Annotated in this window: 30 protein-coding genes and 2 pseudogenes; 5 read left to right on the forward strand and 27 right to left on the reverse strand. The window is 24.1% G+C overall.

Going from position 1 to position 24929, the window contains the following annotated elements; genetic code table 4:
- Window positions 1-6: 6 nt before the first annotated feature.
- The 20 genes from AAHJ00_RS07910 to nusA all read right to left on the reverse strand — a co-directional run bounded on the left by AAHJ00_RS07910 (window position 7) and on the right by nusA (window position 15721).
- A complete protein-coding gene (locus AAHJ00_RS07910; protein ID WP_425288866.1) occupies window positions 7-267 on the reverse strand; it encodes a transposase family protein in 261 nt (86 codons plus the stop codon).
- A complete protein-coding gene (locus tag AAHJ00_RS03470; protein ID WP_342224535.1) occupies window positions 209-463 on the reverse strand; it encodes a hypothetical protein in 255 nt (84 codons plus the stop codon). The genes AAHJ00_RS07910 and AAHJ00_RS03470 overlap by 59 nt, the downstream gene beginning before the upstream one ends.
- A 139-nt stretch (window positions 464-602) precedes the next feature.
- Window positions 603-1808, reverse strand: coding sequence for a hypothetical protein (locus AAHJ00_RS03475; RefSeq protein WP_342224536.1), 1206 nt, complete (start codon window positions 1806-1808; stop codon window positions 603-605).
- Window positions 1809-1966: 158 nt separating this feature from the next.
- Window positions 1967-2779 carry a TlyA family RNA methyltransferase gene (locus AAHJ00_RS03480; RefSeq protein ID WP_342224537.1) on the reverse strand — a complete coding sequence of 271 codons (813 nt, stop codon included), beginning with the start codon at window positions 2777-2779 and terminating at the stop codon, window positions 1967-1969.
- A 13-nt stretch (window positions 2780-2792) separates the two neighbouring features.
- A complete protein-coding gene (locus tag AAHJ00_RS03485; protein ID WP_342224538.1) occupies window positions 2793-3527 on the reverse strand; it encodes a hypothetical protein in 735 nt (244 codons plus the stop codon).
- Window positions 3528-3541: 14 nt separating this feature from the next.
- Window positions 3542-3958 (reverse strand): transcription antitermination factor NusB, encoded by a 417-nt coding sequence (locus AAHJ00_RS03490; RefSeq protein ID WP_342224539.1) that lies wholly within the window; start codon window positions 3956-3958, stop codon window positions 3542-3544.
- An 86-nt stretch (window positions 3959-4044) separates the two neighbouring features.
- On the reverse strand, window positions 4045-4275 hold the full coding sequence (locus AAHJ00_RS03495) for a hypothetical protein (protein ID WP_342224540.1): 231 nt from the start codon (window positions 4273-4275) through the stop codon (window positions 4045-4047).
- Window positions 4276-4456: 181 nt separating this feature from the next.
- Complete coding sequence (locus tag AAHJ00_RS03500) at window positions 4457-4921, reverse strand: transposase family protein (RefSeq protein WP_342224541.1); 465 nt, start codon at window positions 4919-4921, stop codon at window positions 4457-4459.
- 81 nt (window positions 4922-5002) lie between these two features.
- On the reverse strand, window positions 5003-5155 hold the full coding sequence (locus AAHJ00_RS03505; protein ID WP_342224542.1) for a transposase family protein: 153 nt from the start codon (window positions 5153-5155) through the stop codon (window positions 5003-5005).
- A gap of 163 nt (window positions 5156-5318) precedes the next feature.
- Complete coding sequence (locus AAHJ00_RS03510; RefSeq protein ID WP_342224543.1) at window positions 5319-5549, reverse strand: hypothetical protein; 231 nt, start codon at window positions 5547-5549, stop codon at window positions 5319-5321.
- Window positions 5550-6140: 591 nt separating this feature from the next.
- Complete coding sequence (gene deoC / locus AAHJ00_RS03515) at window positions 6141-6779, reverse strand: deoxyribose-phosphate aldolase (protein ID WP_342224544.1); 639 nt, start codon at window positions 6777-6779, stop codon at window positions 6141-6143.
- 24 nt (window positions 6780-6803) lie between these two features.
- Complete coding sequence (locus AAHJ00_RS03520; RefSeq protein WP_342224545.1) at window positions 6804-7286, reverse strand: hypothetical protein; 483 nt, start codon at window positions 7284-7286, stop codon at window positions 6804-6806.
- Between the two features lie 2 nt (window positions 7287-7288).
- Window positions 7289-8023: a 16S rRNA (uracil(1498)-N(3))-methyltransferase gene (locus AAHJ00_RS03525; RefSeq protein WP_342224546.1), complete on the reverse strand. Its 735-nt coding sequence runs from the start codon at window positions 8021-8023 to the stop codon at window positions 7289-7291.
- A 43-nt stretch (window positions 8024-8066) separates the two neighbouring features.
- A complete protein-coding gene (pstB, locus tag AAHJ00_RS03530; RefSeq protein WP_342224547.1) occupies window positions 8067-8942 on the reverse strand; it encodes a phosphate ABC transporter ATP-binding protein PstB in 876 nt (291 codons plus the stop codon).
- On the reverse strand, window positions 8900-10900 hold the full coding sequence (gene pstA, locus AAHJ00_RS03535; protein ID WP_342224548.1) for a phosphate ABC transporter permease PstA: 2001 nt from the start codon (window positions 10898-10900) through the stop codon (window positions 8900-8902). Before pstA ends, pstB begins: the two co-directional genes overlap by 43 nt.
- A gap of 23 nt (window positions 10901-10923) precedes the next feature.
- Window positions 10924-11847: a substrate-binding domain-containing protein gene (locus tag AAHJ00_RS03540; protein WP_342224609.1), complete on the reverse strand. Its 924-nt coding sequence runs from the start codon at window positions 11845-11847 to the stop codon at window positions 10924-10926.
- 104 nt (window positions 11848-11951) lie between these two features.
- Window positions 11952-12308 carry a 30S ribosome-binding factor RbfA gene (gene rbfA / locus AAHJ00_RS03545; protein ID WP_342224549.1) on the reverse strand — a complete coding sequence of 119 codons (357 nt, stop codon included), beginning with the start codon at window positions 12306-12308 and terminating at the stop codon, window positions 11952-11954.
- Entirely contained in the window at window positions 12308-14140 is a 1833-nt protein-coding gene (infB, locus tag AAHJ00_RS03550) for a translation initiation factor IF-2 (protein ID WP_342224550.1), read from the reverse strand. The genes rbfA and infB overlap by 1 nt, the downstream gene beginning before the upstream one ends.
- Before the next feature lie 88 nt (window positions 14141-14228).
- Entirely contained in the window at window positions 14229-14435 is a 207-nt protein-coding gene (locus AAHJ00_RS03555) for a YlxR family protein (RefSeq protein ID WP_342224551.1), read from the reverse strand.
- A gap of 107 nt (window positions 14436-14542) precedes the next feature.
- Window positions 14543-15721, reverse strand: a complete 1179-nt coding sequence (gene nusA, locus AAHJ00_RS03560; protein WP_342224552.1) for a transcription termination factor NusA — start codon at window positions 15719-15721, stop codon at window positions 14543-14545.
- Window positions 15722-15879: 158 nt separating this feature from the next.
- On the opposite strand from nusA, the gene AAHJ00_RS03565 reads away from it, so the two are divergent.
- Window positions 15880-16089, forward strand: a complete 210-nt coding sequence (locus tag AAHJ00_RS03565; protein WP_342224553.1) for a hypothetical protein — start codon at window positions 15880-15882, stop codon at window positions 16087-16089.
- A gap of 496 nt (window positions 16090-16585) precedes the next feature.
- Here AAHJ00_RS03565 and AAHJ00_RS03570 read toward each other — a convergent pair whose 3' ends face one another.
- A complete protein-coding gene (locus AAHJ00_RS03570) occupies window positions 16586-16801 on the reverse strand; it encodes a hypothetical protein (protein ID WP_342224554.1) in 216 nt (71 codons plus the stop codon).
- Between the two features lie 126 nt (window positions 16802-16927).
- Here AAHJ00_RS03570 and AAHJ00_RS03575 point away from each other — a divergent pair.
- Window positions 16928-17751: pseudogene (locus AAHJ00_RS03575) on the forward strand (IS5 family transposase).
- 178 nt (window positions 17752-17929) lie between these two features.
- Here the strand turns inward: AAHJ00_RS03575 and AAHJ00_RS03580 are convergent.
- Complete coding sequence (locus tag AAHJ00_RS03580) at window positions 17930-18211, reverse strand: rolling circle replication-associated protein (protein ID WP_342224555.1); 282 nt, start codon at window positions 18209-18211, stop codon at window positions 17930-17932.
- Window positions 18212-18356: 145 nt separating this feature from the next.
- On the opposite strand from AAHJ00_RS03580, the pseudogene AAHJ00_RS03585 reads away from it, so the two are divergent.
- Window positions 18357-19181, forward strand: a pseudogene (locus AAHJ00_RS03585) (IS5 family transposase).
- Between the two features lie 279 nt (window positions 19182-19460).
- Here the strand turns inward: AAHJ00_RS03585 and AAHJ00_RS03590 are convergent.
- The 4 genes from AAHJ00_RS03590 to AAHJ00_RS03605 all read right to left on the reverse strand — a co-directional run bounded on the left by AAHJ00_RS03590 (window position 19461) and on the right by AAHJ00_RS03605 (window position 21699).
- Window positions 19461-19949 (reverse strand): cysteine peptidase family C39 domain-containing protein, encoded by a 489-nt coding sequence (locus AAHJ00_RS03590; protein WP_342224556.1) that lies wholly within the window; start codon window positions 19947-19949, stop codon window positions 19461-19463.
- A gap of 4 nt (window positions 19950-19953) precedes the next feature.
- Entirely contained in the window at window positions 19954-20097 is a 144-nt protein-coding gene (locus AAHJ00_RS03595) for a cysteine peptidase family C39 domain-containing protein (protein ID WP_342224557.1), read from the reverse strand.
- A 75-nt stretch (window positions 20098-20172) separates the two neighbouring features.
- Window positions 20173-20343, reverse strand: coding sequence for a 30S ribosomal protein S21 (gene rpsU, locus AAHJ00_RS03600; protein WP_342224558.1), 171 nt, complete (start codon window positions 20341-20343; stop codon window positions 20173-20175).
- A 532-nt stretch (window positions 20344-20875) separates the two neighbouring features.
- Window positions 20876-21699 (reverse strand): IS5 family transposase gene (locus AAHJ00_RS03605; RefSeq protein WP_342223477.1). Its coding sequence is split into 2 segments (ribosomal slippage): window positions 20876-21303 and window positions 21303-21699, totalling 825 coding nucleotides; the frame shifts between segments, so codons are not numbered across the junction.
- A 172-nt stretch (window positions 21700-21871) separates the two neighbouring features.
- Between AAHJ00_RS03605 and AAHJ00_RS03610 the strand changes: the two genes are divergently transcribed.
- Together AAHJ00_RS03610 and AAHJ00_RS03615 are read left to right on the forward strand one after the other, a co-directional pair.
- Window positions 21872-22228 (forward strand): helix-turn-helix domain-containing protein, encoded by a 357-nt coding sequence (locus tag AAHJ00_RS03610; protein WP_342223488.1) that lies wholly within the window; start codon window positions 21872-21874, stop codon window positions 22226-22228.
- Between the two features lie 79 nt (window positions 22229-22307).
- The gene (locus AAHJ00_RS03615) at window positions 22308-23258 is read left to right on the forward strand and encodes an IS30 family transposase (RefSeq protein ID WP_342223478.1); all 951 of its coding nucleotides are present in this window, start codon (window positions 22308-22310) and stop codon (window positions 23256-23258) included.
- On the opposite strand, the gene AAHJ00_RS03620 is transcribed toward AAHJ00_RS03615, so the two are convergent.
- A complete protein-coding gene (locus tag AAHJ00_RS03620; RefSeq protein ID WP_342223849.1) occupies window positions 23255-24853 on the reverse strand; it encodes a hypothetical protein in 1599 nt (532 codons plus the stop codon). The two genes, AAHJ00_RS03615 and AAHJ00_RS03620, sit on opposite strands and share 4 nt — an antisense overlap.
- Between the last annotated feature and the right edge of the window lie 76 nt (window positions 24854-24929).

Here is a 24929-nt window from a genome sequence, read left to right on the forward strand (position 1 = left end):
AAATCATTAGACTTGGTACATAACTATAACATTTTGCAAACCTTGATATCCTGAATCAGCAATTAATTCTAATTTTGGATTTATAAGTGTATTTGATTTTAAAAATAACTTATAATCATGAATACTGCCATAACAAAAATCTACTGAAATAATTTTATTGTTAAATAAATCAATAATTATTTGCGATTTTAATGAATGTTGCCTTTTCTTACCAGAAAATAATAATTTTAGTTTTTTTAATTCTTTCAATTGGAATTTCTGAAGCATCAATTGCTAATAAATTATTATTAGTACCCTTATTTTCCAATAATATCTTTTTGCCAGGTATATGAAAGTGACTATTTTTTATTAGAGTATTTTCAACTCAAAAGATATTACGAATACAACTAACATGACTAATATTATATTTTTTTTGCAATAATACGCGATATGTACTATATTCTTTTCAGTATTCTAAAGTCATAAGTAATCTTTGCTCTATTCTGACTGTCCTTAATACTTATTCAAACCTTTTCCCACCTAAGAAAACTTTATGCGTCCATAAGTAAGTAAATAGGGGAGTAATAAAATAAAATGTCTTAAAAATTTTAAGACATTTTTAATTATTTTCTTATTCACATTTTGTTAAAATTTTCTACTTTTTCTGCAATATTATCTATTTTTATTTTATAAAAATTAATATTTTTGCGTGTATATTCTTTAAAATATACATCATTATTGTTAATGTAAATATTCATAATTTCATTATCGCTATCATATAAATTATTATTTTTATTAATTTTTATTTTTTGATAGTCTTTTGTGGATATGTCAAACTTATATAGTCCTCTACCAGAGCCAAAATAAATATTACCTTTATTGTCATAATTAAAACAATGGGAATCAAAATATAGTGTTTTTATAATTTTGTAATTAAAATCTAAAATATAAGTATTAAATAAGGAACCAATATAAATTTGATTATTATCAAATAAAAAATAATTTATTTTTTTATCTTTATTCAAAATACTTATTGGTTTTGTTTCACCTTGTTTTAAAACATAAGCGCCATTATTAGTAGCAAAATAAATTTTATTTTTGTTAATAACTATTGAGTTAACTTCTCCATTTAATTCATCTATTTTGCTGGGTTCAATTTCATTATTTTTTAAAACATATGTACTATTTGTAGTTGTAAAATATAAATTATTTTTATCATCAAATCCTAATGTTTTTTTATAAAAACCATATTCTTGAAGTTTTTTATTTAAAGTTGCTTTTGTTTCACCTTGTTTTAAAACATATAAACCATTATTAGAATCAAAATAAACATTATTTTTATTATCAATAGTAGTATTAAAAATACGCTCATTTATTCCATTTATCTTAATTGCTGTTGTTTCATCATTTTTTAAAATATATACTTCTCCGCCGCTAGAACCAAATGAGGCGCTATATACACCAAAATACATATTATTTTCTAAATCAAAATTTACAAATCAAATGTTAGAGTTATTTATATTATTAATTTTTATAACTATTTTATCTTTTTGTTTTAAAACATATAAACCATTATTTGTTATGAAATAATTATTGTTATAATTATCTTTAAAAAATGAAATAATATTATTTTTTATTTTATTAAAATTAATTATTGGTTTTTGATTTTTGTTATAAATTTCTAATTCTTTTTCAAAATTAATATTTCTTTTACTTCTTTGAATGTTTCTAACCGTTATTTGTTTTTGTGTATTATTTTTACAAGCAACAATGTTACTTAGACCTATAGTTAAAGTAATTGTATTTAAAATACTTGATAATTTTTTCATATTAATCAACCCCTTTTTGTAAATTTTTACTAATTATAAAATTTACTCAACAATGAAAATCCTCACCAAATTTGAATTTTCAATCTTTTTGGTTTGGAATTTAATTATAAACTATCTTTAAAATTAAAACACATGAATAATCAATAAATCATATTCTATTAGGTGGTATTTTTAAGGTCATTAAAAGCATTATCTACTAATTTTATAACGTTAATTTGTTTGCTTTTTAAAAGGTTATTGAAAGATAAATAAGCTAAATATTCAATATTTCTTTTCTTGTGGCCAACGATTGGACTATAAATTAAACCTTGCAAAGAAAAACCATATTCTTTAAAAAAAGCAATTAAATTGTTTAATACTTGATAATGTACTATGGGATCTTTAACAACGCCACCCTTTTCAATTTGCGTTCTGTTACTTTCAAATTGTGGTTTAATTAAACAAACTAATTGACATTGGAGCAGTAAAATTTCTGTTAAAACCGGAATAATTTTTGTTAATGAAATAAAGGCAACATCAATAGCACAAAAACTAATATTATCTTTAAACATTTCTTTCTTGGCATAACAAAAATTAGTGTTTTCCATAACAATTACTTGGGGGTGAGTTCGTAGTTTTCAAGCTAATTGATTAGTACCAACATCTAAACTATAAACCAATTTTGCTTTATTTTGTAACATACAATCAGTAAAACCACCAGTAGAAGAACCGATATCTAAACATACAAGATTTTTTAAATTAATATTAAATTCTTGAAGAGCTTTACTTAATTTATATCCACCACGAGAAACAAATTGATTATCTTGTTTTTTTATTCTAATAGTACTGTTAAGAGCAACTAAAGTTCCTGACTTAATAATTAATTTATCATTTACAAGTACTTGATGATTAATAATTGCACTTTGAGCTTCAGTTTGGGAATGAAATAATTCTTTTTGAACTAATAATATATCTAATCGGATTTTTTCCATTGTTGTTCTTCTCTTATGATAAATTTTTCATTTTGTTTATTGATTTATTATTGAGAATTATAAATTCGTTAAATTCTAAAGGATATATTGTAGCAATGGCATTAATATATTTTTTCATAATATTAAGTTTTATAATTAAAAGGTTTTGTGTTGGCAATTGGTCTAATAATGAAGGAATTTTAGCTTTTCGGGCTAAAGTTTCACGATGTAATAAAAAATATAATGCTAAATAAAAACCAAAATTATAATAAGTTTTGTTATTTTCTTTGTGATTAAAAATTGCTATCGATTCAAATGAATTACCAATCAGATGGGCAAGAAGATAAAATTTTTCATTTCTTACTACCTCTAAACCTTTTAACTCATCAATATTTTTAATTTTACTATTATAAATATCTTGTAGTTGTAATTCAATTGGTGATTTAATCGCAGAACTAATTGCTAAGTTTTGAAAAAATTCATTAATTACTTTCAGATTTTTAATTTTTTTAATTTCTAAGTCAAAAAGATAAATTTGACTACAAACTACAGCTTTGCAAGAAATTAAATGACGAATAAATAACTCCGGACTTAATTTTTCATTAACAATTAATAACCCTAATGTTTGCATAAAAATACTATGTTTAGTAACAACATTTAAAATATACAAACCATCTTGGATAATTTCTGGATTATTTGTTTGTTTTATGGTTTTAATTAATGTTTTCTTTGCTAATCTAATAGATTTCTTCAGTAATTCATTTCCCATAGTTATCATCCTTGTTAGTCAATTTTCTCATTATTAGCATTATCAGCAATACTTTGCAAAATGCCATTAATATATTTATATTCAGTATTGAAAAAATACTTTTTAGTAATAAGAACTGCTTCATTAATAATAATTCCTGAATTTTCCTTTAAAATAAGTAGCTCGTAAGTTGTTCATAATAAAATCCCTTGCTCTAAATTAGATAATTTAGAAAAATGTCACCCTACTTTTAAGTACTTATTAATAATTTTAATTATAATTTTTCGTTGTTCAAAAAGATGGATTAAATTATTAACAATTTCTGAATTAAAATCTTTTTCGTTTTCTTTAATTTCTTTAATAATTGCTTCTAAGTCATAATTTAATAATTGTTGTTGATAAATAAAAAAAATTATGTTTTCTCTTATATTATGCTGTGAGTTTTTTTTCATATCTTTACCACCATTATTATTAATTTTAGCATAAAAGAAAGCATATTTTCTATTAAATAGAAAATATGCTTAATTTAAATATTTTATTATTCTTTAATATGTTTTTCATTAATATATTTTTCATATTCATCATCTGTTAACACCTTATCAAAATTACCAACAATGGTATTTGCTTGTAATGATTGAATAACAATTCTAACAAAATCTTTAAAATCAGAATTTTCAGTAACTAAGCGATCAATTGTTGCTCAATCAAGAGTTTCTTTTTCTTTTGCTGGAAATAAAATAGTACTTTGCTTAATATTATTAGGATTCAACTTAATAACACCAATATTAAAAGCATTATTAAGTCTTTTTAATTCATTAATAAATCATTACTTTCAGAAATTTTTAAGGCTACTAAATACCCTTCATTAGCTCAAGATGAATTTGATACTGCTTGAAAATAAGATTCACGAAGATTAGCAAAACTTAATTAGACTTGGTACATAACTATAACTAGCTTAATTCAAAATTATATATTCCTGAAATTAAGTTAAATTGTAATCCAAATCTTCTAATTTTATTGCGATAACGATAAACTAGTATTTTAAAACTTTTTAATCTAGCAAAAACATGTTCAATGGCAATTCTAACTTTACTTAAAAAGCTATTATATTCCTTTTTATCTGGATTTAAAGGATTATTTTTACTCTTTTTAATTGGCAATAATGTATTTTTATGAACATTTTGCAAACCTTGATATCCTGAATCAGCAATTAATTCTAATTTTGGATTTATAAGTGTATTTGATTTTAAAAATAACTTATAATCATGAATACTGCCATAACAAAAATCTACTGAAATAATTTTATTGTTAAATAAATCAATAATTATTTGCGATTTTAATGAATGTTGCCTTTTCTTACCAGAAAATAATAATTTTAGTTTTTTTAATTCTTTCAATTGGAATTTCTGAAGCATCAATTGCTAATAAATTATTATTAGTACCCTTATTTTCCAATAATATCTTTTTGCCAGGTATATGAAAGCGACTATTTTTTATTAGAGTATTTTCAACTCAAAAGATATTACGAATACAACTAACATGACTAATATTATATTTTTTGCAATAATACGATATGTACTATATTCTTTTCAGTATTCTAAAGTCATAAGTATTCTTTGCTCTATTGATAATTTATTTGGTTCTACCACTAATTTGTTTTTGTTTAGCTTCAGCTTCTTTTAAAATTTCTACCATTTTCATGAAAGTTTTATATTTTATGCCTATTAGACTATAAAATTCATTTTCGTCTTTGTATTTATCTAATATTTGTGCTTCACCTAGGAAATAATATTATCAAAATAGTAGATAAAATTAAAGGTTATGTACCAAGTCTATTGAAATTATTTGATATTTACTATTTTTTATTATTCCGATGCAAATAGAATTTTCATATTTTCCTTTATAAACAAATCGCTTTGGAAACCAAATACCGATTTGTTCATTAAATCACGGAATTTTTGGTGCTTTAATAAGCATTGCGTTTTGCGTTTCTTTTAAGATATATTTTTTAGTATTTAAGAAAATGTTTTCAATGTTTTTCATAATAAATTACCTTTCTTATAGATAAACTAAGTTATATTAATTAAGTTAGTTAACTTAGTTTTTTAAACACTTATATATCGCAGATTTAAGTGTTTAACAAGCTTTGTTAATAAATTTTGTTTTTTAATTAGATAAAGATTTTAATAATTTTAAACTTAGCATACCCCTATGATAGAAATTTCTACACTTTAACATCCGCATCCTACCCTTGCAACTAATTTAATAGCGTGTATATTTTTAGGAAATCTACCCATTCATTTTTTTATTGCAAAACGAAACAAATTGCTATAGCTAATAGGATGTTATCTATCAACTGGTAAACTTCTTTTGGTTATGGCGACCACCCACAATTTATCGTGCTTTAATACATACCAACATTATTAATTCACTTGTATTTAATTTTCAAAGAACAAACTTTTAACACCTTATAAAATAAAAAGACAATCATTACTGACTGTCTTAATACTTATTAAAATATTTGCCCACCTAACAAAACTTTATGCGTCCAAAAATATGATATAAAATTGCAAATAATGAAACAAAATTCTCAAAAAAATTAAAACCATTTTTATAAATGAAATTAATTAGAAATTAAACCATCAATAACGCAGCTTTACTAATTCCTAACCGATCTGCTCCGCCTTTAATAAGTTTTATTGCCTGTGCTTTAGTTTTAATTTTTCCTGACGCTTTAATATACATCTCATCCTTAACAATACTACGAATTAATTTAATATCTTTAACTTTAGCACCACTTTTAGCAAATCCTGTTGAAGTCTTAATAAAATCTGCTTGTGCTTGCAAAGCTAATTTACAAACTTGAATTTTTTCTTCTTTCGTTAACAATGCAGTTTCAATAATAACTTTTAAAATTTGTTTTGGACATACAGCGCGAACATATTTGATATCATTTAATACTACCGTATATGCGCCCTCTTTTAATGCTCCGACATTAATAACCATATCAATTTCATCGGCACCATCTCGAACAGCTTGTTCAGTTTCTAACACTTTAATATTTGTTGGCACCGAACCCAATGGAAAACCAACAACAGTACAAACACTAACCTTTGTCTTTTTTAACAAATTTTTAGCATGACTAACATAAATAGGATTAACACATACACTAGCAAATTTGTGCTTTTCAGCATCCACACAAATTTTTTGAATGTCATGACTAGTAGCTTGTGAACTTAGTAAAGTATAATCAATAAATTCATTCAATTTCATAAAACAAACAAATCTCCTTACTAATTATTTATTTTTAATTATTAATTCATCATTTTGGGTAGAAATTTCAATTTTTGATAAAGCCTCCCATTTTAACCTTTGAATAAAAAACTTAATATCAAAGATAATTGTTACTAAACCAAATATTCCTGAAATTCCAATTGATAAACCAAATGCTAAAATAGCACTTTGTTGATTTTTAGCAATTAAAATTAACAAATTGGTTAAAATTGACATCACTGCCATCAATACAATTAATATTAAGTATTTATATGCTTTAAATTGATATTTAACATCAAAATTCTTAATTGATACATAAGTTAATCAAACATAAACTATTATTAAACATAAAGTTATTAATGGAATTAAATAACTAGCAATTTCAAATCCGCCACTTAAAGGCAAGTTTGATTTTTGAACGCTAATAAATACCATTGTTAAAAACAATCAATTAATAGCAAACAATAAATTTAAAATTACACCCAATCGCTTTGAACTCAAAGACATTCTTATTTCTCCTTCAACTTTTCATGTTCATAACCGATATTAGCAAGAAATGCTAAAACAGCTGTTTCTGATCTTAAAACTCTTTTTCCTAAGTTAATTGCATTAAAACCTTCAAAATTAAAAAATTCTAATTCTTTATCACTAAAACCACCCTCAGGTCCACAAATAAAAGTAATACTTGTTGACTTGAATAACATTAGTGCCGACAATGAATGGGTTGATGATGCTAATTCATTAGCAATTAAATTTAAATCGCTCTTATAAGGAATAATAGCAGTAACATCAGTAATAATATCAACAATTTTTGGAATTTGATTACGATTCGACTGTTGTGCTGCTTCTTTAGCAATCTTTTGTCAACGCATCATCTTTTTTTTCTTATCTTCATTTTGTTTAATCTTAGTAACACTTCGTTCTAAAACAATACCAATAATTTGTGTCACACCTAATTCAGTTGCTTTTTGAACAATTCAATCATTACGATCTTGTTTAAGCAATGGCATTAATAATGTTACAACTATTTCTAATTCAGTATTTTCCAATAAATTTTTTTGAATTTCAACTTTTAATTGTGGTTTCTTTTCAATTATCTTTGTTTGATATTTTTTACCATTATATACAACAATTAACAAGTCATTAATTTGAAACCTTAAAACATTAACTAAATGATGAGTATCAACATCATTAAAAACTAAATTGCCGAATTCATCTTGAAAATGAGCAAAATAACATTGCATTATATCACCTACTCCAATATTAATTATATCATTTTTAAACCAATTACCCAAACCGCCCCGCAATATAATCTTCGGTTTCCTTTTGTTGTGGTGATAAAAATAACTTTCTTGTTCTTGCAACTTCAACAATTTTACCCATTAAAAAAAATGCTGTTTGATCAGAAATTCTTGCTGCTTGTTGCATTGAATGGGTCACAATAATAATTGTAAAATCTTTTTTTAATTGCAATATTAACTCTTCAATTTTACCAGTAGCAATCGGATCTAATGCTGAAGTTGGTTCATCCATTAATAGCACTTCTGGTTTAATAGCAATCGCTCGAGCAATACATAATCTTTGTTGTTGACCACCACTTAAACTTAAAGCTGGACTTTTTAAATCATTTTTAACTTCATCTCATAATGCTGCTTTTTTTAATGAATCTTCAATTATTTCATCCAATTTTTTTCGATTTCTAATTCCTAAACTTCTTGGTCCATAAGCAACATTATCATAAATTGATTTTGGAAAAGGATTAGGTTTTTGAAAAACCATACCAATTGTAGTTCTTAAAGCAATAATATCTTGTTTATTATCATAAATATTTTGTTGCCGATAAATAATTTCTCCTGTAATTTTAGTTCCTTCAATTAAATCATTCATACGATTAATTGACCGCAATAATGTTGATTTACCACAACCAGAAGGACCAATAAGAGCCATAATCTTATTTCTTTTAATATTCAAATTAATATTAAATAATGCTTGTTTTTTACCAGAATTATAATAAAAATTAAAATCAGAAATAACAATACTATATTTCTTATCAATAATTTTAACTTTAACCTTATCTCGAGAATATTTTTGCTTTTTAGACTTATTAAGAAAGGATGTCTTTATTTTTTGTATTCAATTGATGTTCTTTTTCTTTTTAGCCATAACATTACTCCTTTTAAATTATTATATGAATATCTAAAATTCTTCTTTTCCTTTGTAATATATTTAACTAATAAATTTAAGACAATAATCAATAAAATCGTAATCGCAGCAATCTCATAAGCAATTATTTTTGCCAATTGATAAGCACTAATTTTAATTAAATGAGCAGGACCTGCCACCATATCTGGTTCATTTATTAATTGATAAATTTTAACAGTTAAAGTAGTTCCTGGATCTAATAAACTTTGTGGCATAAAAGGTGATGATGACAAAGTTAATAACGCTGGCATACTTTCACTAATAACTTTACTAATAGCAAATACAATTCCAGTAATAATTCCTTTTTTACAATTCGGTAAAATAATTTTAAAAATTGTTCCAATTTTTGTAACCCCTAATGCCAAAGAAGAATCACGATATTCTTGAGCAACACCATTTAAAGCATCTTCAGTAGTTTTAATAATAATTGGTAATGTCAATACCCCAAACATCAGTCCAGCACTAATAAAGTTATGGCCAATTCCTAAAATATTAACAAACACAATATAACCAAACATTCCAAAAACTACTGAAGACGTTGCAACTAATGCATCAACTGAAAAACGAATTAAATTAGCAATCTTACTAGATTTATTAGCATACTCATTTAAATATATTCCTCCTAAAATTCCTAAAGGAATAGAAACTACTAACGAGCAAACAATCAATAATAGTGTTGAAACAAATAATGGTGTTAAATCATATGAACCTTGTAAAACTTCACGATACGGTGTTAAAAAAACTGTTGATTGAATCCCTTTAATAATAACATCACCAATAATTCAAATAACCATTGATAATGTTATTATTGTTGATAAAAACATTAATAAAATCCACATGACATCTTTTAATTTGTTAAACTGACGATGAAATTTCAAAATTTTACTTTCATCATAGTAACTTAATAATCGTTGGTTAGAAATTTGATGAACTTCTAATACAGCTATATTTCTTCGCAAAACTTTTGTAATAAAATAAATTTTAATCTTTTTTGTATAACTAACGCCTTGAATTTGATTGTTAGCTACTTTATATGTAGTTAAAATAACAATATTTAAAATTGATACAAAAATAATTAAAACTAATCCTAAGGCAAATAAAGCTGATGTATGAATTGTTGAAGCACTTTCAGCTAACTCAATACCAATTATCGCCGCTAAAGATGTTATTCCTGAAAAAATAAATCCTAAAAATCCATTTTGAAATGTCGGTATTTGATATACTAATCCTGCAACCATAATCATCGCCGTAACTTCACCAATAACACGACATATCCCAAAGGTAATGGCACCAATTATCTTTGTTCGAACCGCTTTTTTTACAACTTTAAAAGCAGAACTAGTTCGTGATACTCCCATCGCTAAAGAAGCAAATCGATAAGAACTAGGGACACCATCTAAGGCATTGCAAATTAAAGCAATAATTGTAGGTAAAGCCATTAGTGCTAAAATTGTCGCTGCTGTTAACATATTAGCTGGTGATGATGCTCCAATTTGTTTATAAAAACTGCCAATAACTTCTAAACCAAAAATCCCAAAAATAACTGGTGGTACACCAGCTAATAATTCAACTAAAAAAATCACAATACGCTTAATTTTCTTTCCTAAAAATTCACTAATTAAAACTGAAGTAAAAATTGCTAACGGAATCGCAATTAACATCGCTAAAAAAACTACTAACAAAGTAGAAATAACAAAACTCATTGCTCCAAATTGTGAAATATCCGTTGACCAAACTTTACTAAAAATAAAATTTCAAAAACCATATTTCCTAAATACTGGTACTGATTGATAACTAATAAATACAATAATAAAAAACGATATAATAATAGCCATTAAAGCAGCACAAAAAATCAGAATTTTATTAAATAAATCAAGATAATATTTATGTTTAAAAATCTTATTATGAAACTGAACCATATTTTCTCCATTACTTAATTAGTTTACTTAATCAACCATTCTGGTTCTTTACTTTTTCATTCAAAATCAAATATTAAACCTGTTTTTTCAAATGCTAATTTACCACTATGATCATCATTCATAAAGTAAATAAACTGACGAATCAATTCTTTTTGCTTACTTTCATATCAAAATAAACATGCAAATAAACGATACAAAATATATGATTTATTAGTTAACGATTCAATACTAGCCTTAACACCATTAATTGTAAAAGGGACTAAATTATTAGCAATAACCGAATCAACATTTGAGAATGAAACATAACCAATGGCATTATTAGTATCTCTTACTTGATTAAGCATTACTGATGTTGAATTAGCAATTCTTAAACCACTCGAAAAATCACTATTACCCATTTCTAAAAATTCTCGCCAAACATCTCTTGTTCCACTTCCTGATTCACGATTAACACCAATAATCGTTTCATTATTAGCACATCCATTTCCTAATAATTCTGTTCAAGTTTTACTTTTACCAGCATAAATATCTCGTAAGACACTTATTTTATCTTGAGAAATATTTGTAACATTGCAATTAATAGGAGTTTTAGCAATAATTACCATCCCATCAATTGCAAAATTAAAAACACGATAATTACTATTATCAATATACTCTGACTTAACATCCCTTGAAGTAAAACCCATCACTAATATTTGATTTTTAACACCATTTTCACCAGCTGATGAACCAGTACCATTATATGTCACCTTATGATTATATTTGTGATTAAAACCTTGAAATTTTGGAGCATTTAACTGATCACCATATAATAAGATATGCATTAAAGCCATTACTGAACTAGAACCACCAAATAAAATAATTTCACTTTTCTGACAAGCAACAAGATTAATAATAGTAATGAATAAAAGCAAATTTGCTCCTAATCAAGAAAATATTTTTTTCATCACAATGACCAAATACCCCATTCATAACCTTAATTATCATAATAAATAACAAGGTAATAATAACAAAAAAAGCATAATTACAATAATTCTTAAAAAATTACTGTTTAAGAGTTAGAAGAATCTTTTTTAATTTTATTTAAAATATCTTCTATTTTTCTACTTTCACTTAATGATTGATCATAAACAAAAAATAATTGGGGAACTTTATAAATCGTTAATTGTTGACCTAATTTTTTTCGAATCAATCACAAATTTTGTTTTATCGCTAATTCAATAATCTGCTTTTGTTCTTGGAAAACCAAAGAATCATAATATACTTTAGCAATTGTGCAATCATTATTTAATTTTACTTCCGTAATTATTAATTTTTGTAAAACCTCATCCTTAACTTCTTTTTGCAAAATATTTGTTAACAAGCGTTGAATTGTAGTTTGTAGTCGTTGAAATTTAATATTTGCCATTACTTAATTTCCTTCAATAAATAAGATTCAATAACATCATTTTCTTTTATATCATTAAAATTTTTAATAGTTAACCCACATTCTGTTCCTTGTCGTGATTCTTTAATATCTTCTTTTTGATGTTTTAAAGATGATAAATCACCATCATAAATAACAATACCATCTCTTAAAACCTTTACTTTACTTTGACGACTAATAACACCTTCAATAACCATACAACCAGCAATGACACCGACCTTAGAATAATGAAATAATTGTCGCACAGCAGCTTGTCCTAAAACAATCTCTTCAAACTTCGGATCTAATAAACCTTTTGCTGCTTGTTGCAATTCTTCAATTACTTTATAAATAACATTATGAAGATGAATCTCAATGCCTTCATCTAATGCCAATTTTCGCACAGCAGAATTAGGTCGCACATTAAAACCATAAACTAACGCTTTTGAAGCAACAGCTAAGGTAATATCTGATTCACTAATTGTTCCAACTGAAGAACTAATAATTCTAATACTAATATCATCAATTTTAATTTTACTTAATGACTGTTTTAAAGCTTCTAAACTTCCCTGAGTATCAGTCTTTAAAATAATATCAATATGTTTCAAATTACCAGCCGCAATTTCATCAGATAAATTTTCTAAATTTAAAATTTTAGTTTTTCTCCGCTCATTAATTTCATCTTGAGTTTTTCTTGATAGTGCTACTTCACGAGCCAACTTATCATCACCAAACACCATAAACGGATCACCAGCCTTAGGAACAAAATCTAAACCATGAATTTCAATTGGCATTGAAGGTGTTGCTTCCTTAATAATAACATTACGATCATTTTTCATATCGCGAACTCGGCCAAAAGAAACCCCTGCTACCAAAGCATCTTTAATTTTTAAAGTTCCATTTTGAACTAATAATGTACAAACCGGACCAACATTACGATCTAAGTGTGCCTCAATAACTGTTCCACTAGCAAAACGACTTGGATTAGCTTGCAAACTTTGCATTTCCGCTAATAATAAAATTACATCTAATAATTCATCAATTCCCGCACCAGTTAAAGCACTACCTTTAACAAAAATTGTATCACCACTTCACTCTTCAGAAATTAAATCTAAAGCTGCTAAATCTTTCATAATTAATTCCACATTAGCAGACGGCAAATCCATCTTATTAACAAACACAATAATTGGCACATTAGCAGCTTTAGCATGATCAATTGCTTCTTTAGTTTGTGGCATAACACCATCATTACTAGCAACAACTAATACAACAATATCAGTAATTTTAGCGCCCCGAGCACGCATTTGCGTAAATGCTTCATGTCCTGGTGTATCCAAAAAAGTAATAATTTTATTATCCTTTGTTTTAATTTGATAAGCACCAATATGCTGTGTTATACCACCAAATTCTTTCTCAGTAATTTTAGATTTTCTAATATTATCTAACAAAGTTGTTTTACCATGATCAACATGTCCCATAATAGTAACAACTGGTGGCCGTTCTTTTAACTCATTAACATCATCAATAATATCTAAATTTTCTAATAAATTTTGATGGGTAATAACAGTTTCTCTTTTAAAATCTAAATTAAATTCTAAACATAACTCACCAATTAATTCTTCATTCAAAAAATGATTTTGCGTTAACATTTGTCCTTTATTAAAAAAATATTTAATAATTTGTACAACAGAAATATTTGTTTTTTTAGAAAATTCAATAATTGATAATGGTTCACTAAAAATAAAAATCCCATTATCAAGATGTGAATTACTTCCTGTTTTTAATTGATTTTTAATAACTGTTGTTTGTTTTTTTCTTTGATTACTTTTTTTCATACAATCACCACCTCTAAATTAATTATTATGCTCCTGTTCTTTTACAATTTTCACTAATAATAAATAAACCTCATCAGCAATTTATGTTTTAAAAATCTTTTCTAATAATTTTTTTTTGCATTTTTTCAATAATAACAACTTCTCGCTTAACATAAGCACCTTTACCAGCAAGACGATAATTTAAATCAATCAAAACTTGTCCTTGTTTTGTTTTAACAATTCTTATTAACTCACTTCGTAAAACAACAACTTTTGTAACTATGCATTGCCGATATACTAATTTTTGTTTTGTCACAAATAATTTTTTCCTTTATTTAATCGTTATCTAATTCATCGCTATCTACTTCAGCATTAGTATTATCAATATTATCTTGCACTAATTGTTTTTCTTCATTAAGAATATTATCTACTTCTTCAATACTTATTTTTAAACTCTACAAGCAATTTATCTTTCTTGACTTTAAATTGATGTTTATTTTGTAACTCTTGCATTTGTTGTTCCGATAAATTACCATTTCATTTAAAAGCAATATTTTGATTTAAAGCATCACTGAAAGAAATAATATTAATTTTTCATTTTGTTAATTTTGCTGTTAATTTTGCTGTTATTCCTTTTTTACCAATAGCTAATGAATAATGCTCATCAGCAACAATAATATTAGCTTCATTAGTTTGTTCATCTAAACTAATAGAAATCGCTTTAGCTGGCGATAAAGCATTAATAATAAATGTTGTTGTTTCCATATCTCATTTAATAAGATCAATTTTTTCACCATTCAATTCATTCATAATGCTTTGAATTCTTTGTCCCTTATTACCAACACAAGCACCAATCGGATCAATAGTTGAGTCATTACAAAATACTGCAACTTTTGATCTTTGCCCTGCAATTCTTGCAATGGCTTTAATTTCAATTATTCCTTCATAAATTTCAGGAACTTCAATTTCTAGTAATCTTGTTAAAAATCCTAGATGAGTTCTTGAAGCTAAAATTTGGCCAAAATTTTTAGTTTTATTAACATCTTCAACATAAAACTTTACTTTATCGCCTAAATAAAATTCCTCTGTGGGAATAATATTTTTTTTAGGCAAAATTGCAAAAGTACGATCAACAATTTTTAATAAATAATACTTTTCTTCAATATTATCAATTGTGCCAATTAAAATATCATCTTTTTTAGAAATATATTTTTCATAAACAACTTCTTTTTCTGCTTCTCTTAAATGTTGTTTTAGAATTTGTGCTACTTGTAACGCCGCCAAACGAGAAAATTCATCAGTATCTACAGGTTCATAATATATATCACCAATTTTTAAATTTTTCTCTAAATTTTTAATATCATCTAATAAAATTTCAGCAAACTCATCTTCAATCTTACTAACAATCGTTAATAAGCGATAAACTTTAATTTGACCAGTTTGTTCATCAAAATCTACTTTTACTAAGGCTTGTGGATCTAAATATTTTTCATAAGCTTTTATTATTCCTTCTTTAATAGCCTCAATAATTAAACTGCGATCAATTTTCTTTTCTTCTGCCAAAAGATCAATTGCTTTTAAAATTTCTATTCCGTCAATCATCTTTTTCTAATCCTCCCAACATTATTATTGTCAACATTTTAATTATGACTTTTAAATTAGATGAAGGTGAGGGAAACCCTCACCTTCATCTGCCCTAATTACTTGTTAATTATATAATGTTTTGACTACTAATACAACAACTAAATTAATCATTAGACTTGGTACATAACTATAACATTTTGCACCTACCAAACTATAAAATTATTTCAGTAGATTTTTGTTATGGCAGTATTCATGATTATAAGTTATTTTTAAAATCAAATACACTTATAAATCCAAAATTAGAATTAATTGCTGATTCAGGATATCAAGGTTTGCAAAATGTTCATAAAAATACATTATTGCCAATTAAAAAGAAGACTTGGTAGGACGCATAAAGTTTTGTTAGGTGGGAAAAGATTTGAATAAGTATTAAGGCAGTCAGCAACGATTGTCTTTTTATTTTATAAGATGTTAAAAATTTGTTCTTTGAAAATTAAATACAAGTGAATTAATAATGTTGGTATGTATTAAAGCACGATAAATTGTGGGTGGTCGCCATAACCAAAAGAAGTTTACCAGTTGATAGATAACATCCTATTAGCTATAGCAATTTGTTTCATTTTGCAATAAAAAAATGAATGGGTGGATTTCCTAAAAATATACACGCTATTAAATTAGTTCCAAGGGTAGGATGCGGATATTAAAGTGTAGAAATTTCTATATAGGGGATATACTAAGTTTAAAATTATTAAAATCTTTATCTAATTAAAAAACAAAATTTAATAACAAAGCTTGTTAAACACTTAAATCTGCAATATATAAGTGTTTAAAAAACTGAGTCAACTAACTTAGTTATATGCCAAATTGTAAAGTTAAGTGCAACTAAATTATTTTTCTAACCAAATATTCGATTGGTGAAAGATAATTTAGTATTTTTCTTGGTCTTTGGTTTAAAGACAATATAAATTTATGAACTGCATTTTTAGTAGTATTTGAAAAATTAAATTTTTTAGGAAATTTTTCTCTAATTAAACCATTAGTATTTTCATTAGTACCTCTTTGTCAAGGCAAATACGCATTAGCAAAATAAATTTTCACATTTAAATTTTTTTCAAGTTGTTGTCAATTAGAAAAAAATTTAAATAGACTTCTTGCATTACTTATTTATTAAACAAAATTCCTATAAAATATATTTAAAATAGAAATTATAAGGAATTTAAGATTATGAAATTTGATAAATTTAATTTTATTAATGATAAAGAATTATTACGATTAACTGGAATAAAGCAAAGTACTTTTAATAAAATGTTAAATATTTTAAAAGAAGCTGAGTTAAAAAAGTTTAAAAGAGGTGGTAAAAATAATAAATTATCATTAGAAAATAGATTATTGATGACTTTATCATATTGACGAGAATATCGTACTTATTTTCATCTTGGTAAAAGTTTTGATATTAGTGAAGCTAGTTGTTATCGAAATATCAAGTGAATTGAAGATATTTTAATCAAACATCCTGATTTTCAACAACTTGCTGGTAAAAAAGCATTAATAAATGATTATTTTAATGATAAAACAATTATTATTGATGCTACAGAAACACCCATTCAACGCCCAAAAAAAGACAAAAACAATCTTATTCAGGAAAAAAGAAAAAACACACTATTAAAACACAAGTAATTATTGAAAAAGAAAGCAAAATAATTATTGCAACAAATTTTTCTCTCGGTAAAAAGCATGATTTTTGTTTATTTAAAGAATCAAAAATCCCAATTTTAAAAAATACTAAATTAATAGTTGATAATGGTTAACAAGGAATACAAAAAATTCATAGTAATGTTCTAATACCTAAGAAAAAAACAAAGAAAAACCCTTTAAATAAAGAACAAAAACATAATAATAAATTAATTTCAAAAATGAGAATTATTATTGAAAATATTTTTGCTATTCTTAAAAAATTTAAAATTATTACTGAAAAATATCGTAATCGTAGAAAACGATTTAGTTTAAGATTTAATTTAATTGCTTCAATTTATAATTTGCAATTATAGATAACATAAAATATTTATTTAAAATTAAATTTAAATAATAAAATAATTTTTTGTTGTGTCAAAATTTACACATTTAATAAAATCCATAAGTATTAACCTAATAAAAGTTAGAAATTACTATATAGTATTTTTTATTTACAAATAATTTGTAATTATTTTAATAAGTAATGCAAGAAGTCTAATGAATAACGCCTCGTTTCTGATATTCATATGTATACAAATACTTAATATTTTTATTTTTAACTTTAAATCAATATCTTAATTTTTTAAAAAATTTATTTAAATCACGCTTACATTTTCTAATGTCAAATTCATTAACATCAGCATAAGTAAGAGTTAAAAATGTAAGTTTTTTACAGTCTCAAAAATTATGATATGCCTTCCGAATAACATTAGATTTTGCACGAATATTACTATTAAGCAGTTTTTTATCACAATTACCTTTATTTTTTGTTGACAAAAACTAACAATCATTTTTATTAAAATAATAATTATAAAACCTAACAAAATCTTCAATCAAATATTAGACTTCTTGCATTACTTATTTATTAAACAAAATTCCTATAAAATATATTTAAAATAGAAATTATAAGGAATTTAAGATTATGAAATTTGATAAATTTAATTTTATTAATGATAAAGAATTATTACGATTAACTGGAATAAAGCAAAGTACTTTTAATAAAATGTTAAATATTTTAAAAGAAGCTGAGTTAAAAAAGTTTAAAAGAGGTGGTAAAAATAATAAATTATCATTAGAAAATAGATTATTGATGACTTTATCATATTGACGAGAATATCGTACTTATTTTCATCTTGGTAAAAGTTTTGATATTAGTGAAGCTAGTTGTTATCGAAATATCAAGTAAATTGAAGATATTTTAATCAAACATCCTGATTTTCAACAACTTGCTGGTAAAAAAGCATTAAATAAATGATTATTTTAATGATAAAACAATTATTATTGATGCTACAGAAACACCCATTCAACGCCCAAAAAAAGACAAAAACAATCTTATTCAGGAAAAAAGAAAAAACACACTATTAAAACACAAGTAATTATTGAAAAAGAAAGCAAAATAATTATTGCAACAAATTTTTCTCTCGGTAAAAAGCATGATTTTTGTTTATTTAAAGAATCAAAAATCCCAATTTTAAAAAATACTAAATTAATAGTTGATAATGGTTAACAAGGAATACAAAAAATTCATAGTAATGTTCTAATACCTAAGAAAAAAACAAAGAAAAACCCTTTAAATAAAGAACAAAAACATAATAATAAATTAATTTCAAAAATGAGAATTATTATTGAAAATATTTTTGCTATTCTTAAAAAATTTAAAATTATTACTGAAAAATATCGTAATCGTAGAAAACGATTTAGTTTAAGATTTAATTTAATTGCTTCAATTTATAATTTGCAATTATAGATAACATAAAATATTTATTTAAAATTAAATTTAAATAATAAAATAATTTTTTGTTGTGTCAAAATTTACACATTTAATAAAATCCATAAGTATTAACCTAATAAAAGTTAGAAATTACTATATAGTATTTTTTATTTACAAATAATTTGTAATTATTTTAATAAGTAATGCAAGAAGTCTAATAAAATAATTTTTTGTTGTGTCAAAATTTACACATTTAATAAAATCCATAAGTATTAACCTAATAAAAGTTAGAAATTACTATATAGTATTTTTTATTTACAAATAATTTGTAATTATTTTAATAAGTAATGCAAGAAGTCTATTATTTAAAATAAAAAGATGATGACTATCAACAAACACTTTTACTAACATATTTGCTAAAAAATTAATTACAGTTAATAATAAATTAATAATCAACAACCCTAAAATTATCATTAAATATGGTTGTAATAAATAAAATAATGAACAAGATGACATATTTTTTTGTTTACTAGCAAGAATTATTGTTTTAGCACTAATAATTAAAGTATCCAAATAAATATTTTGTAAATATTCATTTGTTACTCACTGCAATTTTTCCTTGCTAGGATCAGCAATTAAAAAATTTTTTCGGTGTTTTTTATAAACAACAATAAAATGGGTTTCACCATTATCATTATTAACATATAAAATTCAAGGCGTTTTTAACGATAACTTTTGAAGCTGCTCAAAATTACAATGATACGGCGTTAATAATACTCCCTGTGAATATGCTACCGTTTTCAATGTTTTAATACTTCAATATTCTCATTGAAATGATGCTTCTTGTTTTAGTTTCTAATGAAATTCGTTGCTTGTGATAATACTTAATTAACATTGCTAAACAAGCAACAGCACAATCATTTTTTTGCTCTTGTCATACTAATGGATACAACATTTAATCCCCATTATTACTTTTACTTATCTAATATTTTTTTCCTTGTAAAACATAAAAAAATATCGTTAATAATTAACGAGAAAATTTACGATTTTGTGCTCTTTTAAATAAACGTTTTTCTCTGGGAGAAAGGAAGTGTTTACGCTTTTCTTGCTCTTTTCTAACTTGAGAAGAAGCTTTTTTTAATCTGCGTAAAACTTGATCAATATCTTCTCCATCCTTTTTTACAACAACTGTGGCCATTTAATTTTCAACTCCATTTTCCTATATTTTTACATATGAATATTTTATAGCTATACCTTATAATTATAATTATAATTTTTTTTGCTATAAAATGCAAATAATTTAAAATTGGTCGCGTTTAGTTTTCTTAGGTATTGCTTTTAAGAAGTAAAACAATCAGCTAATTATATTATTTAATTACTAAACTAACCATACCTTTCTTGTTATTGTCATTTTTATTCATTACCATTTTATCATATTATTGAATTTTTACACAATAAAAATTATTAATTATTATTAAATTTTAACTAACTATATATTAATTTTATATTTTTACTTACTTAAATCTATTATATTTATTTGTTACAATATTAGACTTCTTGCATTACTTATTAAAATAATTACAAATTATTTGTAAATAAAAAATACTATATAGTAATTTCTAACTTTTATTAGGTTAATACTTATGGATTTTATTAAATGTGTAAATTTTGACACAACAAAAAATTATTTTATTATTTAAATTTAATTTTAAATAAATATTTTATGTTATCTATAATTGCAAATTATAAATTGAAGCAATTAAATTAAATCTTAAACTAAATCGTTTTCTACGATTACGATATTTTTCAGTAATAATTTTAAATTTTTTAAGAATAGCAAAAATATTTTCAATAATAATTCTCATTTTTGAAATTAATTTATTATTATGTTTTTGTTCTTTATTTAAAGGGTTTTTCTTTGTTTTTTTCTTAGGTATTAGAACATTACTATGAATTTTTTGTATTCCTTGATAACCATTATCAACTATTAATTTAGTATTTTTTAAAATTGGGATTTTTGATTCTTTAAATAAACAAAAATCATGCTTTTTACCGAGAGAAAAATTTGTTGCAATAATTATTTTGCTTTCTTTTTCAATAATTACTTGTGTTTTAATAGTGTGTTTTTTCTTTTTTCCTGAATAAGATTGTTTTTGTCTTTTTTTGGGCGTTGAATGGGTGTTTCTGTAGCATCAATAATAATTGTTTTATCATTAAAATAATCATTTATTAATGCTTTTTTACCAGCAAGTTGTTGAAAATCAGGATGTTTGATTAAAATATCTTCAATTCACTTGATATTTCGATAACAACTAGCTTCACTAATATCAAAACTTTTACCAAGATGAAAATAAGTACGATATTCTCGTCAATATGATAAAGTCATCAATAATCTATTTTCTAATGATAATTTATTATTTTTACCACCTCTTTTAAACTTTTTTAACTCAGCTTCTTTTAAAATATTTAACATTTTATTAAAAGTACTTTGCTTTATTCCAGTTAATCGTAATAATTCTTTATCATTAATAAAATTAAATTTATCAAATTTCATAATCTTAAATTCCTTATAATTTCTATTTTAAATATATTTTATAGGAATTTTGTTTTTTGTAAATTGCTGAATTATACTTGTAAGTGCAAGTAAATAAAATTGCAAAAAATCTCATATAAAAATTTCATGATGCTAAGTTTATTTTAGAAAAAACAAAGCAAGGAGTTTTTATATGGGTTACAAACATCTTGGCATATATGAAAGAATTTATATTGAGAATCAATTGAAGTTTAAAGTAAAAATTAGTGAAATAGCTAAAAATCTTAATCGAAGTATTAGTACTATTATTCGAGAAGTCAATAGAAATAAAGATAGTAATCATTATTTTTCATTAATTGCACAAAATAAAGCAGAAAACAGAAAACAATCACATGTTTATTTTCATAAGTTTAAAAATAGAGAATTAGTAAAATATGTACAACAAAAATTACTATTAGGTTGATCGCCTGAACAAATTTATGGCAGAATTAAAAATTTTCATAAAGAATGAATTATTAGTTTGCTGAATTATACTTGTAAGTGCAAGTAAATAAAATTGCAAAAAATCTCATATAAAAATTTCATGATGCTAAGTTTATTTTAGAAAAAACAAAGCAAGGAGTTTTTATATGGGTTACAAACATCTTGGCATATATGAAAGAATTTATATTGAAAATCAATTGAAGTTTAAAGTAAAAATTAGTGAAATAGCTAAAAATCTTAATCGAAGTATTAGTACTATTATTCGAGAAGTCAATAGAAATAAAGATAGTAATCATTATTTTTCATTAATTGCACAAAATAAAGCAGAAAACAGAAAACAATCACATGTTTATTTTCATAAGTTTAAAAATAGAGAATTAGTAAAATATGTACAACAAAAATTACTATTAGGTTGATCGCCTGAACAAATTTATGGCAGAATTAAAAATTTTCATAAAGAATGAATTATTAGTTTTAAAACAATTTACAATTGAATTTATTCTGGATTACTTGAAAAAGTTACTAATAAAAATTTAAGAAGAAAAGGTAAGAAACGAAAATCTCAAGAAAATCGCGGTAAATTTAATGGTAAATCAATTAAAGAACGAAATATTAATGTTAATAATCGTATAACTGTTGGTCATTGAGAAGGTGATACTGTAGTATCATCACGAGGTAAAAGTAAATCATGTTTAATAACTTTAGTTGAAAGAACATCAAGATTTACTTTAGCAATGTTAGTTGAAAATAGAACTACTAAAGTTGTTAACGAAAACATTAGCCATTATTTATCAATTCTTCCAAATAATCTTGTTAAGACTATAACATTTGATAGGGGTAAAGAATTTTCTAATTGACAACAACTTGAAAAAAATTTAAATGTGAAAATTTATTTTGCTAATGCGTATTCGCCTTGACAAAGAGGTACTAATGAAAATACTAATGGTTTAATTAGAGAAAAATTTCCTAAAAAATTTAATTTTTCAAATACTACTAAAAATGCAGTTCATAAATTTATATTGTCTTTAAACCAAAGACCAAGAAAAATACTAAATTATCTTTCACCAATCGAATATTTGGTTAGAAAAATAATTTAGTTGCACTTAACTTTACAATTTGGCACTTTCTTAACTCTTTTTTTCTTTTCTAAAATAAAATTAGGAATTGCCATTTTTATTTTTAAATTATCTTGTTGATAAATTTTCCATAACAAAAAGGAAATAATAATTGAAAAGACAACAAGAACAATAATTTCAACACTAAATACAATTCACTCACCAGTATTAGAAATAGCCCCTCCAAATAAGGATGATTTATAATATGAAACTTGAAAATCAGGATATTTTTCTTTAAGTTTATAAAGCATATCATTAGCAACAACAATTAAATTATTAGTATTAGTTTGTGAATATGTAAAAAGAAATAAACCAGCAAAAAGAATTGGCAGAAAAAAAGTATAAAATAAGATTATTGAACCACGAGATAAATAAGATATCCTTTTAATAAGAACAAAAGATACACTTCAAATAATTATTAAAAATGTTAAACCTAAAATTGGTACAAATTGAACAACAAAAACAGTTGGTAAATTAGGATAATAATAAATCGGTGCCAAAATTTCAATCAAAAAAGTCTCACGAATAATTTCTTGTGGTTGTCCAAGAATTTCAAGAATATTTCTAGGATTATTATGACCATAAGGAAATTTTGATAACAAATCATAAAGATTTACTAAATCTTTATTAAGAAAATTAGCAATAATCAAAATAACTTCAATTAAAATAAATAATGAAATTAAAAAAATTGAAATTCGCAAAACATTTCAAATTGTTGGTTGTTTAAAAGAAACCCAAGTTTTTCGAAACCAATTTTGACCAAATAATAAAATTTTTTCTCGTTTATTAAAAACAAAAGAAGGCTTCACTAAATGACTAGCATAACTAGTATAATCAAAAGCAACAATTAAAGACACCAATGTTGCTTGAATAAGAAAAACTCATCAAATACCAACTTCACTAATTCACTCATTAGTATTTCCTTTTAAATTAATTAACTTTTGATAAAATTCTTTAAAAAGAAAATTTTTAAATCAATCAATAGCTTCAGAATGAATTTTCTTACCAGATAACACCACTAAAAATTCATGAAATTCTTCAATCTCAAAATAATAAGGATTGGGAATAATAATAATATCTTTAGCATCCTTAACTTTTACTAGTGAATTTAAAGTTGTTTCATTAGTTCATTGATATTTATATTGACCAACAGCTAATAACGCAAAACCAACAATTGTTATAATTCAAAAAATTAATAAAACAACTACTAATGCTCTTGTTGTTTTTCATTTTTTATTTAAAAAAAATGCTCCCCCTAAAATAATAAAAATTCCTAAAAATACTAATGAAGTTCCGGTAATTGTATAGGCAAGTTGGGTATTCATACTGGCAATTATTTTAAAATCATAAAAATCAGATAAATATTGTAAAAGTATTTTAGTATTTTCCAAAGAAAAATTATAAGTATCTTGAAAATATTGTAAGTAATATTCTTCTCTTGCAAAAACATTAAGATCATTAGTAAAACTTGTAACTAATGAATCATTAACCAAAACAATAAGAAAAGCAATTCCTGGTGCTAACAAAAGAATTAAAAAAAGTGATATTAACAATGGTTTAGTTGCTTTCCCCTTCATTTCATTTCACCCAATTCTTTATTTTCTAATGTCATTATTTTACTATAAAATTATTTATTATTCATTAGACTTGGTA

The organism is Spiroplasma endosymbiont of Asaphidion curtum, from assembly GCF_964031085.1.
In the GTDB taxonomy this organism is placed as follows: Bacteria; Bacillota_I; Bacilli_A; order Mycoplasmatales; family Nriv7; genus Nriv7.